Below are 16,657 nucleotides of genomic sequence, written 5' to 3'. Positions count from 1 at the left end.
ACTCAAGGAACGAGTGGTCGATTCGGACGGCCCCGGGCGCGGCGCCATGTTCCGACGGGTCGCGTGGTCGACGCCGACCCATGCCGCACCCGCCGGCGCTCGATCCTCACACCGCCGAGGGTCACGGCCATCGATCCGGACGGGCTCGCCCACGCCCGCGCGGCGCTTGCGGGGTTGATAAAACTTCGGCGGGCGCTGCGCTCGTGGCGGCCGGAGTCCACCGGCGATCATCAACTGACGGACCGTCCCTTGGGTGAGCGGCAGAGCGTGCATCTCGCGCCGCTTCTCACACGCCGGCGTCGGCCCAAAGTCCGAATAGTTCTCCCGAAGGACGGCCAACGCAGCCGCCTCTGGACGCACGCACTGAAAACCTGTTCAGGGGTTAGCCTTCGCGGGCCCACACATGAGCGCAGAGGCGGGCCGTCGGGTGCGCTCGTCCGCGCTAAACAGCTTGGCCAGTTGATCCGTCATGGCGTGCGCCAAATCGTCGGCGTCCGAGAGGCAGACCGCGCGACGGTAGTGACGTGTCACGTCGTGGCCGATACCGATGGCCAGCAGTTCAACCGGCGAGTGCGCCTGGATAGCGCCAATGACGTCTTGCAAATGGCGTTCCAGATAGCCGTCGGAATTTACGCTTTGTGTGGAATCATCGGCGGGCGCACCATCGGACACCATCATGAGAATCTTGCGCTGTTCGGGCCTGAGCATCAGGCGTTGGTGCGCCCATAAGAGCGCTTCGCCATCGATGTTTTCCTTCAGTAACGTCTCGGACATCATGACGCCGAGATTGCGTCTGGCTTTGCGCCACGGCTGCTCGGCGGACTTGTAAATGATGTGGCACACGTCGTTCAGTCGGCCCGGCTGCGCGGGACTGCCGGCCTTTAACCATGCTTGACGCGCTTGCCCGCCGCCCCAATCGCGCGAGGTAAAGCCAAGGATCTCGACGCGCACGCCACATCGCTCAAGTGTGCGTGACAGGACATCGGCGCAGATGGCGGCAATGGCGATGGGCCTGCCATGCATGGAGCCCGAATTATCGATGAGCAGCGTCACGACCGTATCGCGAAAGCGGCTGATGCGCGCTTGCTTAAAGGGCGGTGACCGCAGGGGATTGACGATGAGCTCGGAAAGGCGGGCGGTATCGAGCACGCCCTCATCCTGCGCAACGTCCCAACCATTATTTTGTAAGGCCATCAGCTGGCGCTGCAAGCGATGCGCGAGCCGGCCCGCGACGCGCTGTGTCGCGCCCAGGCGCTTGTCGAGAACGGCACGCAGCCGCTCGAGTTCGTCGGGGGCACAAAAATCCTCGGCGCGCAGGACGGTGTCGTACTGCGTGCTGAAAATCCGGTAGTCGGTCTCCCTTCTCGCGGCACCGGCGCGAACGCCGGCGACGTTTGTCGCAGGGGGGGCGGCGAGGCTGAGATCGTTGCGCGTAGGCGGACTCGCACGGCAGGTCGGCCGCGCGCCGTTGTTTTTATCGCGCTCATGCCCGGGGGTTTCGCCCGGCTCCGTCCGTGTCACATCGTCCTCAGGTCGTGCGACGTCGTGGTCGTCGTCGCTGTCGTCGTCCGCGCAAGCGTCGGTTGACTGCGGTGTGTCGCGCGAACGCGGGTCATCCCCGATGGCCGCCAAAAACTGCAGGACCCCGTCGGCGAAGGCCTCTTGGTCGTGAATGTGCGGCGGCAGGCAATCGAGGTGGCGCCCGCCGCGTGCCTCCACCCGGTCGCGCCACAGTTCGACGATGCGCTCGCCACTTTTCGGGGGCGCAAGTCCGGTGAGCCTGCCGCGCACCAACAGTGCCACAGCCTCGTCGAGCGGCGCATCATGAATATCTCGCACGCCCCCCGGGTGTGCTCGATCGAGCCGATGCGCCAGCCGGGCGGTGAGGTTCTCGCCCACCCCGCGCATACTGCGCGCGCCGATGGCCTCGAAACGTGCCCGCTCCACGGCGTCGAAGATGGCGCGGGCCCGCGGTCCCGGGGGGGACTTTTTTTGATGAAGGCGCGGGTCATGCCAGGCGTGTTGCAGGGCGGCCGCGTCGCCGGCGCCGCGCACGACACCGATGCAGGCGACGGGAGCGCTCGGGGGGCATGCCGGCAGGCGCGCGCGCGTGTCGGTCAACTCGGAGGGGAGGTTTGAGAACACGACGTCAAGCGCGCTGTCGCCCGCGATGGCCCGTGTGCACGCGGCAGTGACGCGCTTGAGCCGATCGATCGGCGCTTCGCCGGCCATGGTGCCCGCCTAGCTCAGCACCGCATGGACGGCGGATTCCGGCAACTCTTCACCGAAGACGCGCTGAAAAAACTCCGCCACCACGCCGCGCTCCGGCTCGTCGCATTTGTTCAGAAACGTGACGCGGAACGCAAACCCGACGTCGCCGAATATGCCGGCATTCTCCGCCCACATGATCACGGTGCGCGGACTCATGACCGTGGAGATGTCGCCGTTCTTGAAGGCGGCGCGCGTCAGGTCTGCCACGCGTACCATGCGTCCAACGGTGGGGGCGTCCACCGGGTCGTGATAGTGCTTTGCCTTGGCGCGCACGATATCCACCTCACGCTCATGGGGCAGGTAATCCAAGGTGGTGACGATAGACCATCGGTCCATCTGCGCGTGATTGATCTGTTGGGTCCCGTGATAGATGCCTGCGGTGTCACCGAGACCGATCGTGTTGGCGGTGCCGAATAGGCGAAACGCCGGATGCGGCGCCAGGATACGTCGCTGGTCGAGCAGCGTGAGACGTCCGCAAGCCTCCAGCACACGTTGAATGACGAACATCACGTCGGGCCGCGCGGCGTCGTACTCATCAAAGACCAGAGCGACGTTGCGTTGATACGCCCAGGGAAGGATGCCGTCGCGAAATTCTGTGACCTGCAAGCCGTCCTGAATCACGATGGCGTCCTTGCCGATAAGATCGGCGCGACTCACTTGACTGTCGAGATTGACGCGTGTGCACGGCCATTTGAGCCGCGCGGCGATCTGCTCGATGTGCGTTGACTTGCCGGTCCCGTGAGAGCCGGACACCAACACCCGGCGGTCGTAGACAAAACCGGCCAGAATCGCCAGGGTGGTCTGCCGGTCAAAGAGATAGTCCGGATCAATGTCGGGCACGCCGGCGTTGGCCTCCGAATAGGCCGGCACGACCATCTCGGTCTCAAAGCCAAAGGCCTCGGCGACCGACAGGGTGGTATCCGGCAAGAGGTCATCGAGCATCGAGTCCGCCATTTTCCACAATAAAGTTGACGATCACATCCAGCCCCTTTCCCCGGGGCAAATCGGTAAAGCCAAACGGTCGGTCGCCTCGCATTCTCGCCGCGTCTTTTTCCATGACGTCCAGGTTCACATCGACGTAGGGGGCGAGGTCACGCTTGTTAATCACGAGGAAATCCGACTTGGTAATGCCGGGCCCCCCTTTTCGTGGAATCTCTTCGCCTTGGCAAACGGCGATTACGTAGAGGGTGAGGTCGGCCAGGGCGGGCGAGAATGTCGCCGCGAGGTTGTCGCCCCCCGATTCGACAAAGACGATGTCGAGATCCGGGAATTTCCGGCGCATCTCCGCGATGGCCTGGAGATTGATGGAGGCGTCCTCGCGAATCGCGGTATGCGGACAGCCGCCGGTTTCAACCGCCATGATCCGGTCTTCGGAAAGTGCCTGCCGACGCGCGAGAATCATCGCGTCTTCTTTCGTATAAATATCGTTGGTGATCACCGCCACGGAGTAGCGATCGCGCAAGGCGCGGCAAAGCTTCTCTGTCAACGTGGTCTTGCCCGACCCCACCGGGCCGCCAATGCCCACGCGTAATGGCCCGTTCTGAGACACGGCAATTCTCCTCGCTTTTCAGGGTGAAATTTGCAGGCCGAGACGCTTAGGCATGATCGTGCCCGTGAGCGTCGTGCCCGTGCGCGGTGCTCGCGTCATCGGGGCTGTGGCCATGCGCGTGCGAATGCGCGTGGCGACGGGTATGCCCGTGGCCGTCCCCGCTCTCGCCGCCGCCACGCTCGCTGTAGGCCCCTTGAACCGGATGGAAGGGCGCCATGATATCGGCGACCGTCGCGCCCAGCCCTTCGAGCATGGCCTTGATGACGTGGTCGCGGAGTATCAGAATTCGCTCAGCTTGGATCGCCGCGGCCAAGTGACGATTGCCGATGTGCCAGGCCAGCTCGACAAGATGCAGCGTATCTCGCGGGGTGACGCTGTAGAGCGCCTCGTCGAGCGCCCGGATAGCGACGCACGTATCGTCGTCGAGCAGCAATTGGTCACCGCAGGCGAGCACGATCGACGCGGGTTGATCGAAGAGGATTTTAGTGCCATCGGCGAGCCTCAGGACACGTCGGCGCAGGTGGCGCTCATCATGTGCCATGAATAAGGTGCCGCGCGATGCGGCGCCTCCTTGATCGCCCGCACTGCGATTACGCTTGACAGCAATCACCCTCAGCATGCATCACTCCGATTTCGTAAGTGGGTTCGACATCGTACGGCGACGCAGGCACTCGACCTGCAGGGTTTCGAGGCGGAAGTTTCGTTAGAAGTGCCACATTCCCTGTATGCTGGCGCCAAGCGACTTAATCTCTTTTGGATGGATGCGGCGCCTGTAGGTTATACCAAAACCCGGGCGAGCTGTCGGTCCTTTGGCGAAGGGGGCATGCGTGGTGGCGAACCGTTGGTGCGCAAAGCTGGACTTGTGGTTTGAGAATGATCGAAGCAAGACACGACTCATACGGCGCCGGCATACGGGCCCGCTGGCCATTCAGCAGCCGTTCTATCCGGAAGCCGACGGGGCGGCGCATGTCTATCTGCTACACCCGCCCGGGGGCATTGCGGGCGGTGATCGGTTGTCCATCCATTGTCATTTGGCTTCAACGGCTCGGACGCTGCTCACGACCCCCGGCGCCGCCAAGTTTTATCGCAGCGACGAAAACTTGAGTGAGCAGCACGTGCACATCGACGTGGGGGCCGGCGCGATCTGTGAGTATTTACCGCAGGAGACGATAGTTTTTAGCGGCGCGCATGCCTCCATGAAAACAAAAGTTTCGCTGGCGGCCGATTCAATTTATATTGGCTGGGATCTCGTTAGTCTGGGCCGCCCCGCTGCGGGCGAGCGCTTTCATACAGGCAATTTTCGCCAGAGCGTGGAAATTGTTCGCGAAGATGTACCGATTTGGTTCGAACGTCTTAACCTGTCGGGCACACGAATGCTCACGGCGCAACCTTTTGTCCTCGCCGAGCGTCCCATCATGGGCACGATGGTGTATGCGGGCCCCGCCATTGAAAATGCCGCCGAGCGCGTGCGCGGCGCGCTGGGCGAGGGGGCGTGCGCCGTCTTCAGCGTGAGCCAGCTCGAGCGCATCATCGTGTGCCGTTATCTTGGGGCGCGAATGTCCGAGGGCAAATCACTGTTTCGTCGTGCATGGGAAGTCTTACGCGAGTGCGCGATGGGAAAGCGCGGCGTGGCGCCGCGTATTTGGTCAACCTGATTTTTTAACGAGAGCGGACTCATGGACCTGTTGCCGCGTGAAAAAGACAAGTTGCTTCTCTTTACCGCCGCCTTGCTTGCGGAGCGGCGCCGCGCTCGCGGTTTAAAGCTTAACTACCCGGAAGCCATCGCCTTTATTTCATCTGCGGTCGTGGAGGGCGCGCGCGAGGGTCGAACGGTTGCCGAGCTGATGTGCTACGGCGCGACGCTGCTCACCCGGGAAGATGTCATGGACGGCGTTGCCGAAATGATTCATGACATCCAGGTCGAAGCCACCTTTGCGGATGGCACCAAGCTCGTCACCGTCCACAATCCTATTCCGTAAGCCGCACGGAGGTCGTCGTGATCCCAGGGGAATACTTGCTCGAAGAGGGCACGATTGAGCTCAATGCGGGGCGACAAACCGTCACCCTGCAGGTCGAGAATTCGGGCGATCGACCCATTCAGGTCGGCTCGCACTTTCACTTCTACGAGGTCAATTCGGCGCTCGTGTTTGATCGCGAGCGTGCAAGAGGATTTCGGCTGAACATCCCGGCGGGTACCGCCGTGCGCTTCGAGCCGGGCCAGGATCGCAATGTGGAGCTTGTCGCGCTGGACGGCGCACGCGAAGTCTATGGCTTTAACGCCAGGATCATGGGCAAAGTGTAGAGGGTCACATGGCAACCATCACGCGCGAGAATTACGCAAGTCTTTATGGCCCGACCACCGGCGATCGAGTGCGGCTGGCCGATACCGAACTGATTATCAAGATCGAAAACGACCACACCATTTATGGCGAAGAGGTGACCTTCGGCGGTGGCAAGGTCATCCGGGACGGGATGGGGCAAAGCCAACGAATGGCCAAGGATGTCGCCGACGTTGTCATTACCAACGCGATTGTTTTGGACTACTGGGGCATTATCAAGGCCGACGTGGGCATCAAGGACGGGCGCATCATCGGCATCGGCAAAGCCGGCAACCCGGATATTCAGCCAGGCGTGACGATTGTCATCGGGCCGGGGACGGACGTTATTGCCGGGGAAGGCGCGATTCTCACGCCGGGCACCATTGACACGCACATCCATTTCATCGCGCCCCAACAAGCGGATGAAGCGCTGGCGACGGGCACCACGACGCTGGTGGGAGGGGGCACGGGGCCCACGGTGGGCACCCTTGCGACGACCGTGACAGCCGGGCCCTGGGCCATCCACCGGATGCTGGAAGTGGCCGATGTGATGCCGGTCAACATCGGCTTGCTGGGCAAGGGCAACGCGAGCCGGCCGGAGCCCTTGCGCGAGCAAATTCGTGCCGGTGTGATCGGCTTGAAGCTTCATGAGGACTGGGGCACGACCCCGGCGGCGATCGATAATTGCCTGGCGGTGGCCGAGCAGGAAGACATCCAGGTCGCGATCCATACCGACACGCTTAATGAAAGCGGGTTTGTCGGGGACACCTTCACGGCCATGAAGGGCCGTACGATTCACAGCTTTCATACGGAAGGCGCGGGCGGCGGGCACGCGCCGGACATCATCACGGCTGCCGGCGAGGAGAACATCCTGCCGTCATCGACCAACCCGACGCGCCCCTACACCGTCAATACGGTGGACGAGCATCTCGATATGCTCATGGTGTGTCACCACCTCAGCCCGCGGATTCCGGAGGATGTCGCCTTTGCTGAATCGAGGATTCGACGCGACACCATCGCCGCCGAGGACGTGCTTCACGATATGGGCATTTTTTCCATGATGTCTTCGGATTCGCAGGCCATGGGTCGTATCGGAGAGACGACGTTACGTTGTTGGCAGACCGCGCACAAAATGAAAGTGCAGCGAGGCCCGCTACCCGAGGACAGCGAACGAAACGACAACTTTCGCGTCAAGCGCTACTTGGCCAAATGCACCATCAATCCCGCGCTCACGCATGGACTCGCGCATGAAATCGGCTCGATTGAGGTTGGCAAGCGCGCGGATCTGGTCCTGTGGAAGCCGGCCTTCTTCGGCGTCAAACCCAAGCTGGTGATGATTGGCGGCATGATTGCGATGGCCCCCATGGGCGATCCCAATGCCTCCATATCCACGCCGCAGCCCGTGCATTACCGTCCCATGTATGGCGTGATGGGACGCGCGCTTAGCGCCACAGGCGTGACCTTCGTCTCGCGGGCCGCGCTTGACGATGGCATTGGCGAGAAGCTCAAGCTCACCAAGACGTTGGTTGCCGCGAAGGGCATTCGATCGCTGCGAAAGAAGGACATGATCCACAATGGGCTGACACCGAAAATTGAAGTGGACCCGCAGACCTATCAGGTTCGCGTCGACGGCAAGCTCATTACGTGCGAGCCCGCGGAGTCGTTGCCCATGGCGCAGCGATATTTCCTGTTCTAGACGTTTTCGACACGCTTCGTCTGCGGCGCAGGCATCCCTTGAATTCGAGGGCGGTACCGGTTCGCCGTGGCATTGACGCCCTTCAGGCACGCTCCCGCCTTGTCATGCCGGTCGGGAGCTGCGTGACTGCGTGCTTGGGCTGCGCGCCGGCACCGCGACTGCCATGCTCCTCAAAGCCGATGGTGGTCTGCTTCGTGGGCGTCCATGGCCGTTTTTTCAGCGGATCGGCATGCCGGTGCTGACGTGCGCCTTTGTGTAAGCGCTCGATTCATACCGTCTTGTGAGCGATATGAAGTATTGGGAAAGTAGCTCCCGCCACTTAAGTGACGGGAACTACTTTGGAATCAGAAAAGAATCATGGGAATGGACGGCGTGGTCGTCCGAACTACGATGTGGCGTTTCGCCGGCGCCTGGCAGCGGCGGCGTGCGAGCCCGGGGTATCGATTTCAAAGCTTGCGCGCGAGCACGGCATCAACGCCAATATGCTGTTCAAATGGCGGCGCAAGTAGCGGGCGCAGCTTGCCATCGAACCCGCACCATTGCTGCCGGTCACGCTCGTCAGCGATCGCGCCGCTCTCGAGCATGCAGGGCGCGCGCTCGCCCCCATATTCGCCCCCATCGCTGCTGAAGTGCGGCGGGATCCGGGCACGATCGGAGTACGGATCGGTCAGGCGACGGTCAAGATTTCCGGTCCTGTTGATGCGCAGGTGCTCCGCACGGTGTTGGAGGCATTTCGGTGATCGGCGTGCCATCAAATACGCGTGTGTGGATCGCCGCGGGTGTGACCGACAGGCGCTGTGGCTTCAACGGTCTGGCGGCCAAGGTCGAGTCGGTGCTGCAAAAGGACCCGTTCTCGGGGCACGTCTTTCTGTTTCGTGGCCGGCGCGGTGATTTGCTCAAAGCGTTGTACTGGAGCGACGGCGGACTTTGCCTGCTGGCCAAGCGGCTCGAGAAGGGGCGATTCGCGTGGCCGCGCGCCCAGGGTGGTGTCGTGGCGCTCACCACGGCCCAACTCTCGCTTCTTCTCGAAGGCTTTGACTGGCGTGAGCCCGTCGATGCGGCCAGGCCGCGTAGTGCGAGATAACGCATTTTGGGCGGTTTCCGATAGATTCTCAGCGTGCGAGCGGCTACCTTTGTGCGATGACCTCCTCGCACGCCAATCTGCCCGACGACATCGATGCCCTCAAGGCATTGGTGTTTGCACGTGACGAGGTTTTGCATCGGCAGCAAGCGCAACCGGCCGCGCTGCAGGAGCGCCTCACATCGCGCGAGCAAGAAATTGCGCACTTGAAGCTGCTCATCGACAAACTCAAGCGCATGCAGTTTGGACGCAAGTCCGAGAAGCTCGCACGCCAGTTCGAGCAACTCGAGCTGCGCCTGGAAGACCTGCAGACCGACGAAGGTGCCACCGAGGCGGCCACGCCGATTAAGTCCCAAGTAAAAGTCCGATCCGAGCGCCAGGCGCTGCCGGAGCACCTTGCGCGTGAAGAGCGCGTCTACCTACCCGAGGCCGAAGATTGCCCGGCCTGCGGCGGTAATCTCAAGCCGCTGGGAGAAGACGTCTCGGAGCAGCTCGAATACGTGCGAGCGCACTTCCGTGTGATTCGCCACCGCCGCCCCAAGCTCGCTTGTGCGTGCTGCGACACGATTGTGCAGCAGCCGGCACCGAGTCGCCCGATTGAGCGTGGCGTGGCTGGCCCCCATCTGCTCGCGCACATCATTACCGGCAAATTCCTCGATCACCAGCCGCTGTACCGCCAGCAGGCGATCTACGCACGCGACGGCGTAGCGCTCGACGCCAGCCAAATGGGGCATTGGCCGGGGTGCGTGAGTGGGTTGTTAAATCCGCTGGTGGAAGCTGTGCGTGCCTACGCGCTGGGCGGCACTAAAGTGCACGGCGGCGATACGCCGCTGCCGGTGTTAGAGGCCGGGCGAGGTGGCACCAAGACTGGCTGGCTCTGGGTGTACGTGCGTGATGACCGGCCGTTCGGCTCCCATGAGGCACCTGCCGTTTGGTTTGCCTACACGCCGGATCGACGGGGCGAGCACCCACAGCGACATCTGGCAAGCTTTAGCGGGGTGCTGCAAGCCGATGCGTTTGCCGGCTACGCGCCACTTTATGAAAACGACAGCATCCGCGAAGCGGCGTGCATGGCGCACGCGCGACGCAAGATCGACGACCTGCATGCGGTACGCCCCAACGCCATTACAGAAGAAGCGCTGCACCGCATCGGCGAGCTATATCGCAGAGAAGCCGAAATCCGGGGCAAACCACCGGACGAGCGACGACAAGTGCGACAGGCACAGGCCGTACCTCGGCTCGAAGCGTTAGGGCGGTGGTACGAATCCGTGCTGCCAACACGCTCTGCGAAGTCCGACACCACCCGCGCGATTCAGTACTCCCTGAACCGCCGGCCCGCGCTCGCCTATTACTGCGAGGACGGGCAGGCGGAGATCGATAACCTGATTGCCGAGCGTGCGCTGCGCGGCGTGGCGATCGGCCGCCGCAATTACCTGTTTGCCGGCGCCGACTCGGGCGGTGAGCGTGCTGCAGCGATGCACAGCCTGATCGGTACGGCGCGCTTGAACGGCATCAACCCCGAAGCCTATCTCGCCTACGTGCTCGAGCGCATTGCTGATCACCCGGTCAATCGGATCGCCGAGTTGCTGCCATGGAACGTGGCGCAGCAACTGCCCGACACCGCAAAGATCGAGCCGATCCGATAACCGGCTATCACTGCCGCGTCAACGACTCGTACTACGGTACTGATCGAGCGCTTACGTTGCCTCTCACGTATGCAGCCGATGTGAGAGAACCCGCGCCACTCTGCATCTGATGGCAACTTGCCCATTCGTCATCTTAGGGAAGTTAACCGAATCGCCTTACCAATTGATTTTAAAACATGATTTTTTAATGGGTCAATATGAAATAAGTGCAAATCAAATATTTTTATCACAGCGAATTTTTTCAACGAAATCTATATTTCTCAAAAAGAGAATTGTATGAGAAAAACAATATCCGGCAGTGAAATTCTTTACCCTAATTACAATAATTACGATGGTCTAAATCTGGTTAAAAATAGCAAGTTATCCGCAAAAGATTTTGATTGTATTATTGATCCAGACAAGCAGGCAGCATATGAATCCGGAATGAAAGCTTGTCAAGAATTAAAAAAAATAATAATCAACAAGCTCAGCAACAAAGAAGGCTTGACCGAGCAAGAAAAAACAAACATATCTGCATGCATTGAAACATATGGGCATGCAATGGAAATAATGGAGGCTTATGCAGAAAAAACGAAAAGAAGATGCGATTTACTTACAGAATTTGGCGGCATAACCCACCTAATTCTTGAGGCCCCTGATGAATTTTTATTTTCCATTGATGTTGTCGATTTGTTTGTTTTTGTTAAAAGCCTATTTGAGTTGGGAAACATAAGCGGCAAATATCCTTTAGACAAATCATCCGATATGGTAGCAATTCTTGGCAAACGGATGGACGAGCAATATATAGACGATAGTATACGCAAAAGAATGGAGCCTCATTCGAAAAAGATAAAAACAGCTACAGCATCATTTTTAAAAACGGCGTTCAAATTTGAGATTGACCACTATTTTTCGGAAATGGTTCGTCAGTACCCCACCGGAAGCGCCCCGGAAAAAATATATTCTCGACTGCGTGCGTATGGTGATCTTTTCTCCTCCCCTGCAGATAAAGAGGATAGTGTAACCGACGAAATTCGCGTGAAAAGATTTGAATATAAAATTCTGCCGCTGGCGTTTGATGAGCATAAACTTCAGGCATACTTTGAAAAAAATAAAATAACCATTAATAAAGAAATCATGGTCTGGATTTATGTTTTTTCGCACTGCTTGCAGCAGGGGGATTCAGCTGAATCAATAACAAAGAACCTGAAACTCGCCATAGAAATTATGATCAAGTATTGCGATTATTATTTTGAAGAAACTTATTGGCATCAAAAAGATGAAATTTTATTAAACCGGGCTAATAAGGCGTATTTATTCCGTCTAAAGGAATTTTTAGAAAAAAATATATCAATAATGTTTGATGTAAAAAATCAATCAATCAACGGTGCGGTAAATCCAGATCTTAAAATTGATGAGGATTCTTTTCTTTCCTTAATAAACGGAAAAATTCATGAAAATGCAGTTGTCGCATGGGAGGAATTTTTGTTGAGCCAAAATAATGCTTTGGCAAGCGAAAATAATGGTTCGGAAGATGTAAATGATGATCAAGAGAACGTAGCCTCTCGGGAGAATCGTACCATTGTGAACATTGATTTTATTTTGCCTGAACATATTTATTCATTGGAGATGACAGTATCGAAGTTGATGTATAAGCTATTGGACCAAATTAATGATAGTCATTTGGCCGATAAGGCATTATTAGATGATGGGGAAATTTTAACATCTCAACTTGCCTCCGAAAACGCGGAATCCATTCCAAAAGAAGAAAGCAAATCAATGGCGGAAAATATGGGTCATGCCACCATTTCCGGTTCTTCTTTGGAGAAAAAATCTCACGATTACGACGCTGTTTTGTCGGCGCCATCCACAGGTTCCTCAAAGCAAAAAATAAAGGGTGCGAATATTATAAAAGTTGAAAATTTATCGTCTAAAAAACATAAAATAAAAGTCAAAGATGCAGCGCAAATGATGCACCCTGACGCCTACAGGGATGATTTGAAAAAACTAACATATTCCGGCGGGGGATTGTACCTGGAGAAGGGGGATGCAGCGATAGGTCGCTTATGGAAAACGGAAGATAGACGAAACCCGATTATTAGTTACTCAAGCTCAATTCAGGCAAACGCTTATATACTTTTCCCACAAGAGATTCTTGATGACTTATCTAAGGAGCTCTCAGACTCAGAGTATAATTCTCTTATGGAGAATATCCAGTTGAAGACGTTCTTAAAAGGAAAATATAAAGTGCAAGGAATTATCAAAATTGCGGAAGACAATACATACGAAATGCGATTGCTGGGGGGCAAAAAAGAATACAGGGTGCTTTTTGATTTGAATTCCATTAAAAATAATAAAAATTTATTTTTTGATAATACACTCGCTTATTGTGCGAGCAAGGTGTTTTATCACAACGGCAAAACAGACAAAACTGTTGCTAAATTGGGGGAAAAGAAAATTAAAGAGATGGTCAGTATTTTATCTTCAAGTGATATTTATATTAAGCCTAGTTTAAATTTTTAAAAATAGACACTTTCCATTGAGAGCGGGGGCGTTCAAAAATTGACTTAACTGTAAATAAGCCCCTCGAAAAATCGTTTCGCCGCAATAGTGGTCGTCAGGTAGGCTCTCCGGTTTCGAGGGGCGGGCATCCAATCGATGAACGTCCTGGGGAGCCGTTCGCAGGGCACTGTTACGTTCGCGGGGAGTTCCCGAGTTCGACAGTTAACATCGTAAGCGGTTGATTTTTATGGCCAGAGACTTTGCGTTTGCCACTACGGCAGGGTCAGCTGCTCGGTTTCGGTCGGTTTCGGTCGGTTTCTTGAGGTCCAATGCGCGCATCAGGCTGGCCTCCCGAGTTCGACACTTCGTCGCCAAAAACGGCAGTTTTTTTGGGGGGGCTCTAGTAACCACGCGGGTTTCGGTGCATTTTTCGTCGACGCTCGTGTGGTGGACTGGTTCTATGGCGCGCAAAGGCTGGAGGCCAAGCGGGCGCTGCACCGCCTGATGCACGGCGCGGACGCGCACACCCTGGTGCACAGCTTCGTGCTGTTGCGCGACCTGGTCTCCGAGCAAGACCAAGCCCACTTCAAATGCGCGATCCTCGACGACGACAGGGTGGAGTCGTCCATCCATGCCCCCGGTCACGCCAAGCCGATCGCGTGCGTGCAAGTGCCGCGCCCGGGGACCTTCCGACTGGAGGCCGACCCCGTGAATACCGCGCTCTTCCATCGCGGCACGATGGAGAACGCGAACGATCCCGACCTGCTTCGTAAGCACTCGATGTGTACCGTAGATCGGGTTGTTGACGCGCCGGTGCTTGGCGGTTATCGAATGGGTTCGATCCTGGCGGTGTCAGGAAGTTGCTGCGTAAGCACTCGATGTGTACCGTAGAAGCGGTAGTTGACGCGCCGGTGCTTGGCGGTTATCGAATGGGCTCGATCCTGGCGGTGTCGGGCAGTTGCTGGGCCACGTTCCATGGCAGCAACTCGTCGATCCGATTGACCGGGTGATCAGCAATGCGCTCGAGCACGTAGGCGAGATAGGCTTCGGGGTTGATGCCGTTCAAGCGCGCCGTACCGATCAGGCTGTACATCGCTGCAGCACGCTCACCGCCCGAGTCGGCGCCGGCAAACAGATCATTGCGGCGGCCGATCGCCACGCCGCGCAGCGCACGCTCGGCAATCAGGTTATCGATCTCCGCCTGCCCGTCCTCGCAGTAATAGGCGAGCGCGGGCCAGCGGTTCAGGGAGTACTGAATCGCGCGGGTGGTGTCGGACTTCGCAGAGAGTGTTGGCAGCACGGATTCATACCACTGCCGTAACGCTTCGAGTCGAGGTACAGCCTGTGCCTGTCGCACTTGCCGTCGCTCGTCCGGTGGTTTGCCCCGGATTTCGGCTTCTATGCGATATAGCTCGCCGATGCGGTGCAGAGCTTCTTCTGTAATGGCGTTGGGGCGTACCGCGTGCAGGTCGTAGATCTTGCGTCGCGCGTGCGCCATGCACGCCGCTTCGCGGATGCTGCCGTTTTCATAAAGTGGCGCGTAGCCGGCAAACGCATCGGCTTGCAGTACGCCACCAAAATTTTCGAGATGTCGCTGTGGGTGCTCGCCCCGTCGATCAGGCGTGTAAGCAAACCATACCGCCGGCGCTTCAGTCGAGCCGCTGGGCCGGTCATCACGCACGTACACCCAGAGCCGTCCAGTCTTGGTGCTACCTCGCCCGGGCTCTAACACCGGCAATGGTGTGTCGTCGCCGTGCACTTTGGTGCCGCCCAGCGCGTAGGCATGCACAGCGTCCACCAGCGGATTTAACAACCAGCTCACGCGCCCCAGCCAATGCCCCATTTGGCCAGCGTCGAGCTCTACGCCGTCGCGTGCGTAGATCGCCTGCTGGCGGTACAGCGGTTGGTGATCGAGGAATTTGCTGGTAATGATGTGCGCGAGCAGATGGGGGCCAGCCACGCCACGCTCAATCGGGCGACTCGGTGCCAGCTGCTGCACAATCGTGTCGCAGCACGCACAAGCGAGCTTGGGGCGGCGGTGGCGAATCACACGGAAGTGCGCTCGCACGTATTCGAGCTGCTCCGAGACGTCTTCTCCCAGCGGCTTGAGATTACCGCCACAGGCCGGGCAATCTTCGGCCTCGGGTAGGTAGACGCGCTCTTCACGCTCGAGGTGCTCCGGCAGCGCCTGCCGCTCGGATCGGACTTTTACTTGGGACTTGATCGGCGTGGCCGCCTCGGTGGCACCTTCGTCGGCCTGCAGGTCTTCCAGGCGCAGCTCGAGTTGCTCGATCTGGCGTGCGAGCTTCTCGGACTTGCGTCCAAACTGCATGCGCTTGAGTTTGTCGATGAGCAGCTTCAAGTGCCCCCGGCGTCATACTAGTTGTCGCCTCTGAACTTCCTTATTAAGTAGCGTCAGAGGTGTAAGTTGAAAGTGAAACAAACGTATTCTGTCGAGTTCAAGGAGCAAGCGCTGTCGAAGGTCCTGCGGCGTGGGAGCCGCACGGTTGGCGCGGTGGCCGACGAATTGAACGTGAACGTACTGACATTGAGGAAATGGATGAGAGGCGCCGCTGCCGCGAATCGGAGCTCGGGCTCTGCACACGCAAAACGACCGGAAGATTGGTCGCTGGAGGAACGGCTAATGGCCTTGCAGGAGAGCCATGGTCTGGTCGACGAAGCCTTGCATGGCTGGTGCCGGGAGCGCGGCTTGTTTGCGCATCATCTCGCGCAGTGGCGAGCGCAGTTCTGTGCCGCGGGCAGAAACGGTGATAGCCGGCGCGAAAGCGCCCAAGAGGTGCGGGTTCTGAAGCAGGCCAATGTTGAACTGCAGCGCGAGTTGAAGCGCAAGGAGAAGGCGCTGGCTGAGGCTGCGGCGCTACTGGTGCTGCAAAAAAAGTACCGTGCGCTGCTCGGGGACGAGGCCGAATGACGTCGTCTGAGCAGCGCAAAGTATTGATTGGTCTGATCACCGAGGCGACTCGGGCCGGGGCTCGCCAAGCACGCGCGTGCGTCATTCTGGGGCTCAGTGCCCGCACCGTTCAGCGCTGGCAGCGCGGCGAACCTGACGCAGTGGACCGGCGCACATTACGACACCACGAGCCGCGCCATAAGCTTAGCGCCGAGGAGCGCGCCGAGCTTCTGGCGGTGGCGAACTCGGCCGAATTGGGTCATCTGCCGCCCAGCCAGATCGTGCCGCGCTTGGCAGATCAGCAACGCTATATTGCCTCGGAATCGACTTTCTACCGGGTCCTGAAGGCCGAGAAGCAACTCGCCCACCGGCGCAGCGAACGGCCGGCCCAGGCCCATAGCAAGCCCCGTGCGGTGTGCGCGCGTGCGCCGAACCAGTTGTACAGCTGGGACATCACCTATCTGCCGAGCACGGTTCGCGGGCAGTATTTTTATCTGTACCTGTTTCTGGACGTGTTCAGCCGAAAGATCGTTGGTTGGCAGGTCTATGCGCAGGAAAGCAGCGCACTGGCCAGTGAAGTGCTCAAGGACCTGTGTGCGCGCGAAGCGATACCACCCGACCAGGTGATTCTGCATTCGGATAGTAAGAATACGGGTATCAGATGTTTCCGGGCTTCTCGCGGCTTTCAATGAGGGCTGTCCGGC

The 16,657-nt window shown here is 58.4% G+C and carries 16 protein-coding genes and 1 pseudogene; 11 read left to right on the top strand and 6 right to left on the bottom strand.

Translation table 11 applies throughout. The features are described 5' to 3' along the window. Positions 1–375: 375 nt before the first annotated feature. From MB84_RS26595 to MB84_RS29495, 4 genes are read right to left on the bottom strand one after another with little or no spacing between them, the layout of a single operon-like run. A complete protein-coding gene (locus MB84_RS26595) occupies positions 376–2,232 on the bottom strand; it encodes a cobaltochelatase CobT-related protein (protein WP_052653895.1) in 1,857 nt (618 codons plus the stop codon). A gap of 9 nt (positions 2,233–2,241) precedes the next feature. Next, on the bottom strand, positions 2,242–3,213 hold the full coding sequence (cobS, locus tag MB84_RS26590; RefSeq protein ID WP_157123055.1) for a cobaltochelatase subunit CobS: 972 nt from the start codon (positions 3,211–3,213) through the stop codon (positions 2,242–2,244). Then, complete coding sequence (gene ureG, locus MB84_RS26585; protein ID WP_052653889.1) at positions 3,203–3,820, bottom strand: urease accessory protein UreG; 618 nt, start codon at positions 3,818–3,820, stop codon at positions 3,203–3,205. The genes cobS and ureG overlap by 11 nt, the downstream gene beginning before the upstream one ends. A 46-nt stretch (positions 3,821–3,866) precedes the next feature. Continuing rightward, positions 3,867–4,439, bottom strand: coding sequence for an urease accessory protein UreE (locus MB84_RS29495; protein ID WP_084010134.1), 573 nt, complete (start codon positions 4,437–4,439; stop codon positions 3,867–3,869). A gap of 208 nt (positions 4,440–4,647) precedes the next feature. On the opposite strand from MB84_RS29495, the gene MB84_RS26575 reads away from it, so the two are divergent. The 5 genes from MB84_RS26575 (at position 4,648) to MB84_RS31645 (ending at position 8,343) form a co-directional block, all read left to right on the top strand. Then, on the top strand, positions 4,648–5,475 hold the full coding sequence (locus tag MB84_RS26575) for an urease accessory protein UreD (RefSeq protein WP_245725600.1): 828 nt from the start codon (positions 4,648–4,650) through the stop codon (positions 5,473–5,475). 21 nt (positions 5,476–5,496) lie between these two features. Continuing rightward, on the top strand, positions 5,497–5,799 hold the full coding sequence (locus MB84_RS26570) for an urease subunit gamma (protein ID WP_052653883.1): 303 nt from the start codon (positions 5,497–5,499) through the stop codon (positions 5,797–5,799). A gap of 17 nt (positions 5,800–5,816) precedes the next feature. Continuing rightward, a complete protein-coding gene (locus tag MB84_RS26565; RefSeq protein WP_052653880.1) occupies positions 5,817–6,122 on the top strand; it encodes an urease subunit beta in 306 nt (101 codons plus the stop codon). An 8-nt stretch (positions 6,123–6,130) separates the two neighbouring features. Beyond that, entirely contained in the window at positions 6,131–7,834 is a 1,704-nt protein-coding gene (gene ureC / locus MB84_RS26560; protein WP_052653877.1) for an urease subunit alpha, read from the top strand. 323 nt (positions 7,835–8,157) lie between these two features. Continuing rightward, the gene (locus tag MB84_RS31645; RefSeq protein ID WP_084010133.1) at positions 8,158–8,343 is read left to right on the top strand and encodes a transposase; all 186 of its coding nucleotides are present in this window, start codon (positions 8,158–8,160) and stop codon (positions 8,341–8,343) included. Here MB84_RS31645 and MB84_RS31290 read toward each other — a convergent pair. Beyond that, positions 8,281–8,586: a hypothetical protein gene (locus MB84_RS31290; protein WP_169835070.1), complete on the bottom strand. Its 306-nt coding sequence runs from the start codon at positions 8,584–8,586 to the stop codon at positions 8,281–8,283. The genes MB84_RS31645 and MB84_RS31290 overlap by 63 nt on opposite strands. Here MB84_RS31290 and tnpB point away from each other — a divergent pair. The 4 genes from tnpB (at position 8,571) to MB84_RS26530 (ending at position 13,933) form a co-directional block, all read left to right on the top strand. Beyond that, on the top strand, positions 8,571–8,918 hold the full coding sequence (tnpB, locus tag MB84_RS26555; RefSeq protein WP_052653874.1) for an IS66 family insertion sequence element accessory protein TnpB: 348 nt from the start codon (positions 8,571–8,573) through the stop codon (positions 8,916–8,918). The two genes, MB84_RS31290 and tnpB, sit on opposite strands and share 16 nt — an antisense overlap. Before the next feature lie 56 nt (positions 8,919–8,974). Continuing rightward, positions 8,975–10,561, top strand: coding sequence for an IS66 family transposase (gene tnpC, locus MB84_RS26550; protein ID WP_052653871.1), 1,587 nt, complete (start codon positions 8,975–8,977; stop codon positions 10,559–10,561). 276 nt (positions 10,562–10,837) lie between these two features. Then, on the top strand, positions 10,838–13,063 hold the full coding sequence (locus MB84_RS30300) for a hypothetical protein (RefSeq protein WP_157123050.1): 2,226 nt from the start codon (positions 10,838–10,840) through the stop codon (positions 13,061–13,063). A 423-nt stretch (positions 13,064–13,486) separates the two neighbouring features. Continuing rightward, the gene (locus MB84_RS26530) at positions 13,487–13,933 is read left to right on the top strand and encodes a hypothetical protein (RefSeq protein WP_052653865.1); all 447 of its coding nucleotides are present in this window, start codon (positions 13,487–13,489) and stop codon (positions 13,931–13,933) included. 31 nt (positions 13,934–13,964) lie between these two features. Here the strand turns inward: MB84_RS26530 and tnpC (MB84_RS26525) are convergent. Further along, positions 13,965–15,407, bottom strand: a pseudogene (gene tnpC, locus MB84_RS26525) (IS66 family transposase); the annotation flags it as partial. A 69-nt stretch (positions 15,408–15,476) separates the two neighbouring features. Here tnpC (MB84_RS26525) and MB84_RS26520 point away from each other — a divergent pair. Next, positions 15,477–15,974, top strand: a complete 498-nt coding sequence (locus tag MB84_RS26520) for a transposase (protein ID WP_046289964.1) — start codon at positions 15,477–15,479, stop codon at positions 15,972–15,974. After that, positions 15,971–16,645, top strand: coding sequence for a DDE-type integrase/transposase/recombinase (locus tag MB84_RS26515; protein ID WP_084009760.1), 675 nt, complete (start codon positions 15,971–15,973; stop codon positions 16,643–16,645). The genes MB84_RS26520 and MB84_RS26515 overlap by 4 nt, the downstream gene beginning before the upstream one ends. Positions 16,646–16,657 lie beyond the last annotated feature (12 nt).

It is taken from the genome of Pandoraea oxalativorans (assembly GCF_000972785.3).
Classification (GTDB): domain Bacteria; phylum Pseudomonadota; class Gammaproteobacteria; order Burkholderiales; family Burkholderiaceae; genus Pandoraea; species Pandoraea oxalativorans.
The sequence above is the reverse complement of the archived record's forward strand: the minus strand, read 5'-3'. Positions and strand labels throughout refer to the sequence as shown.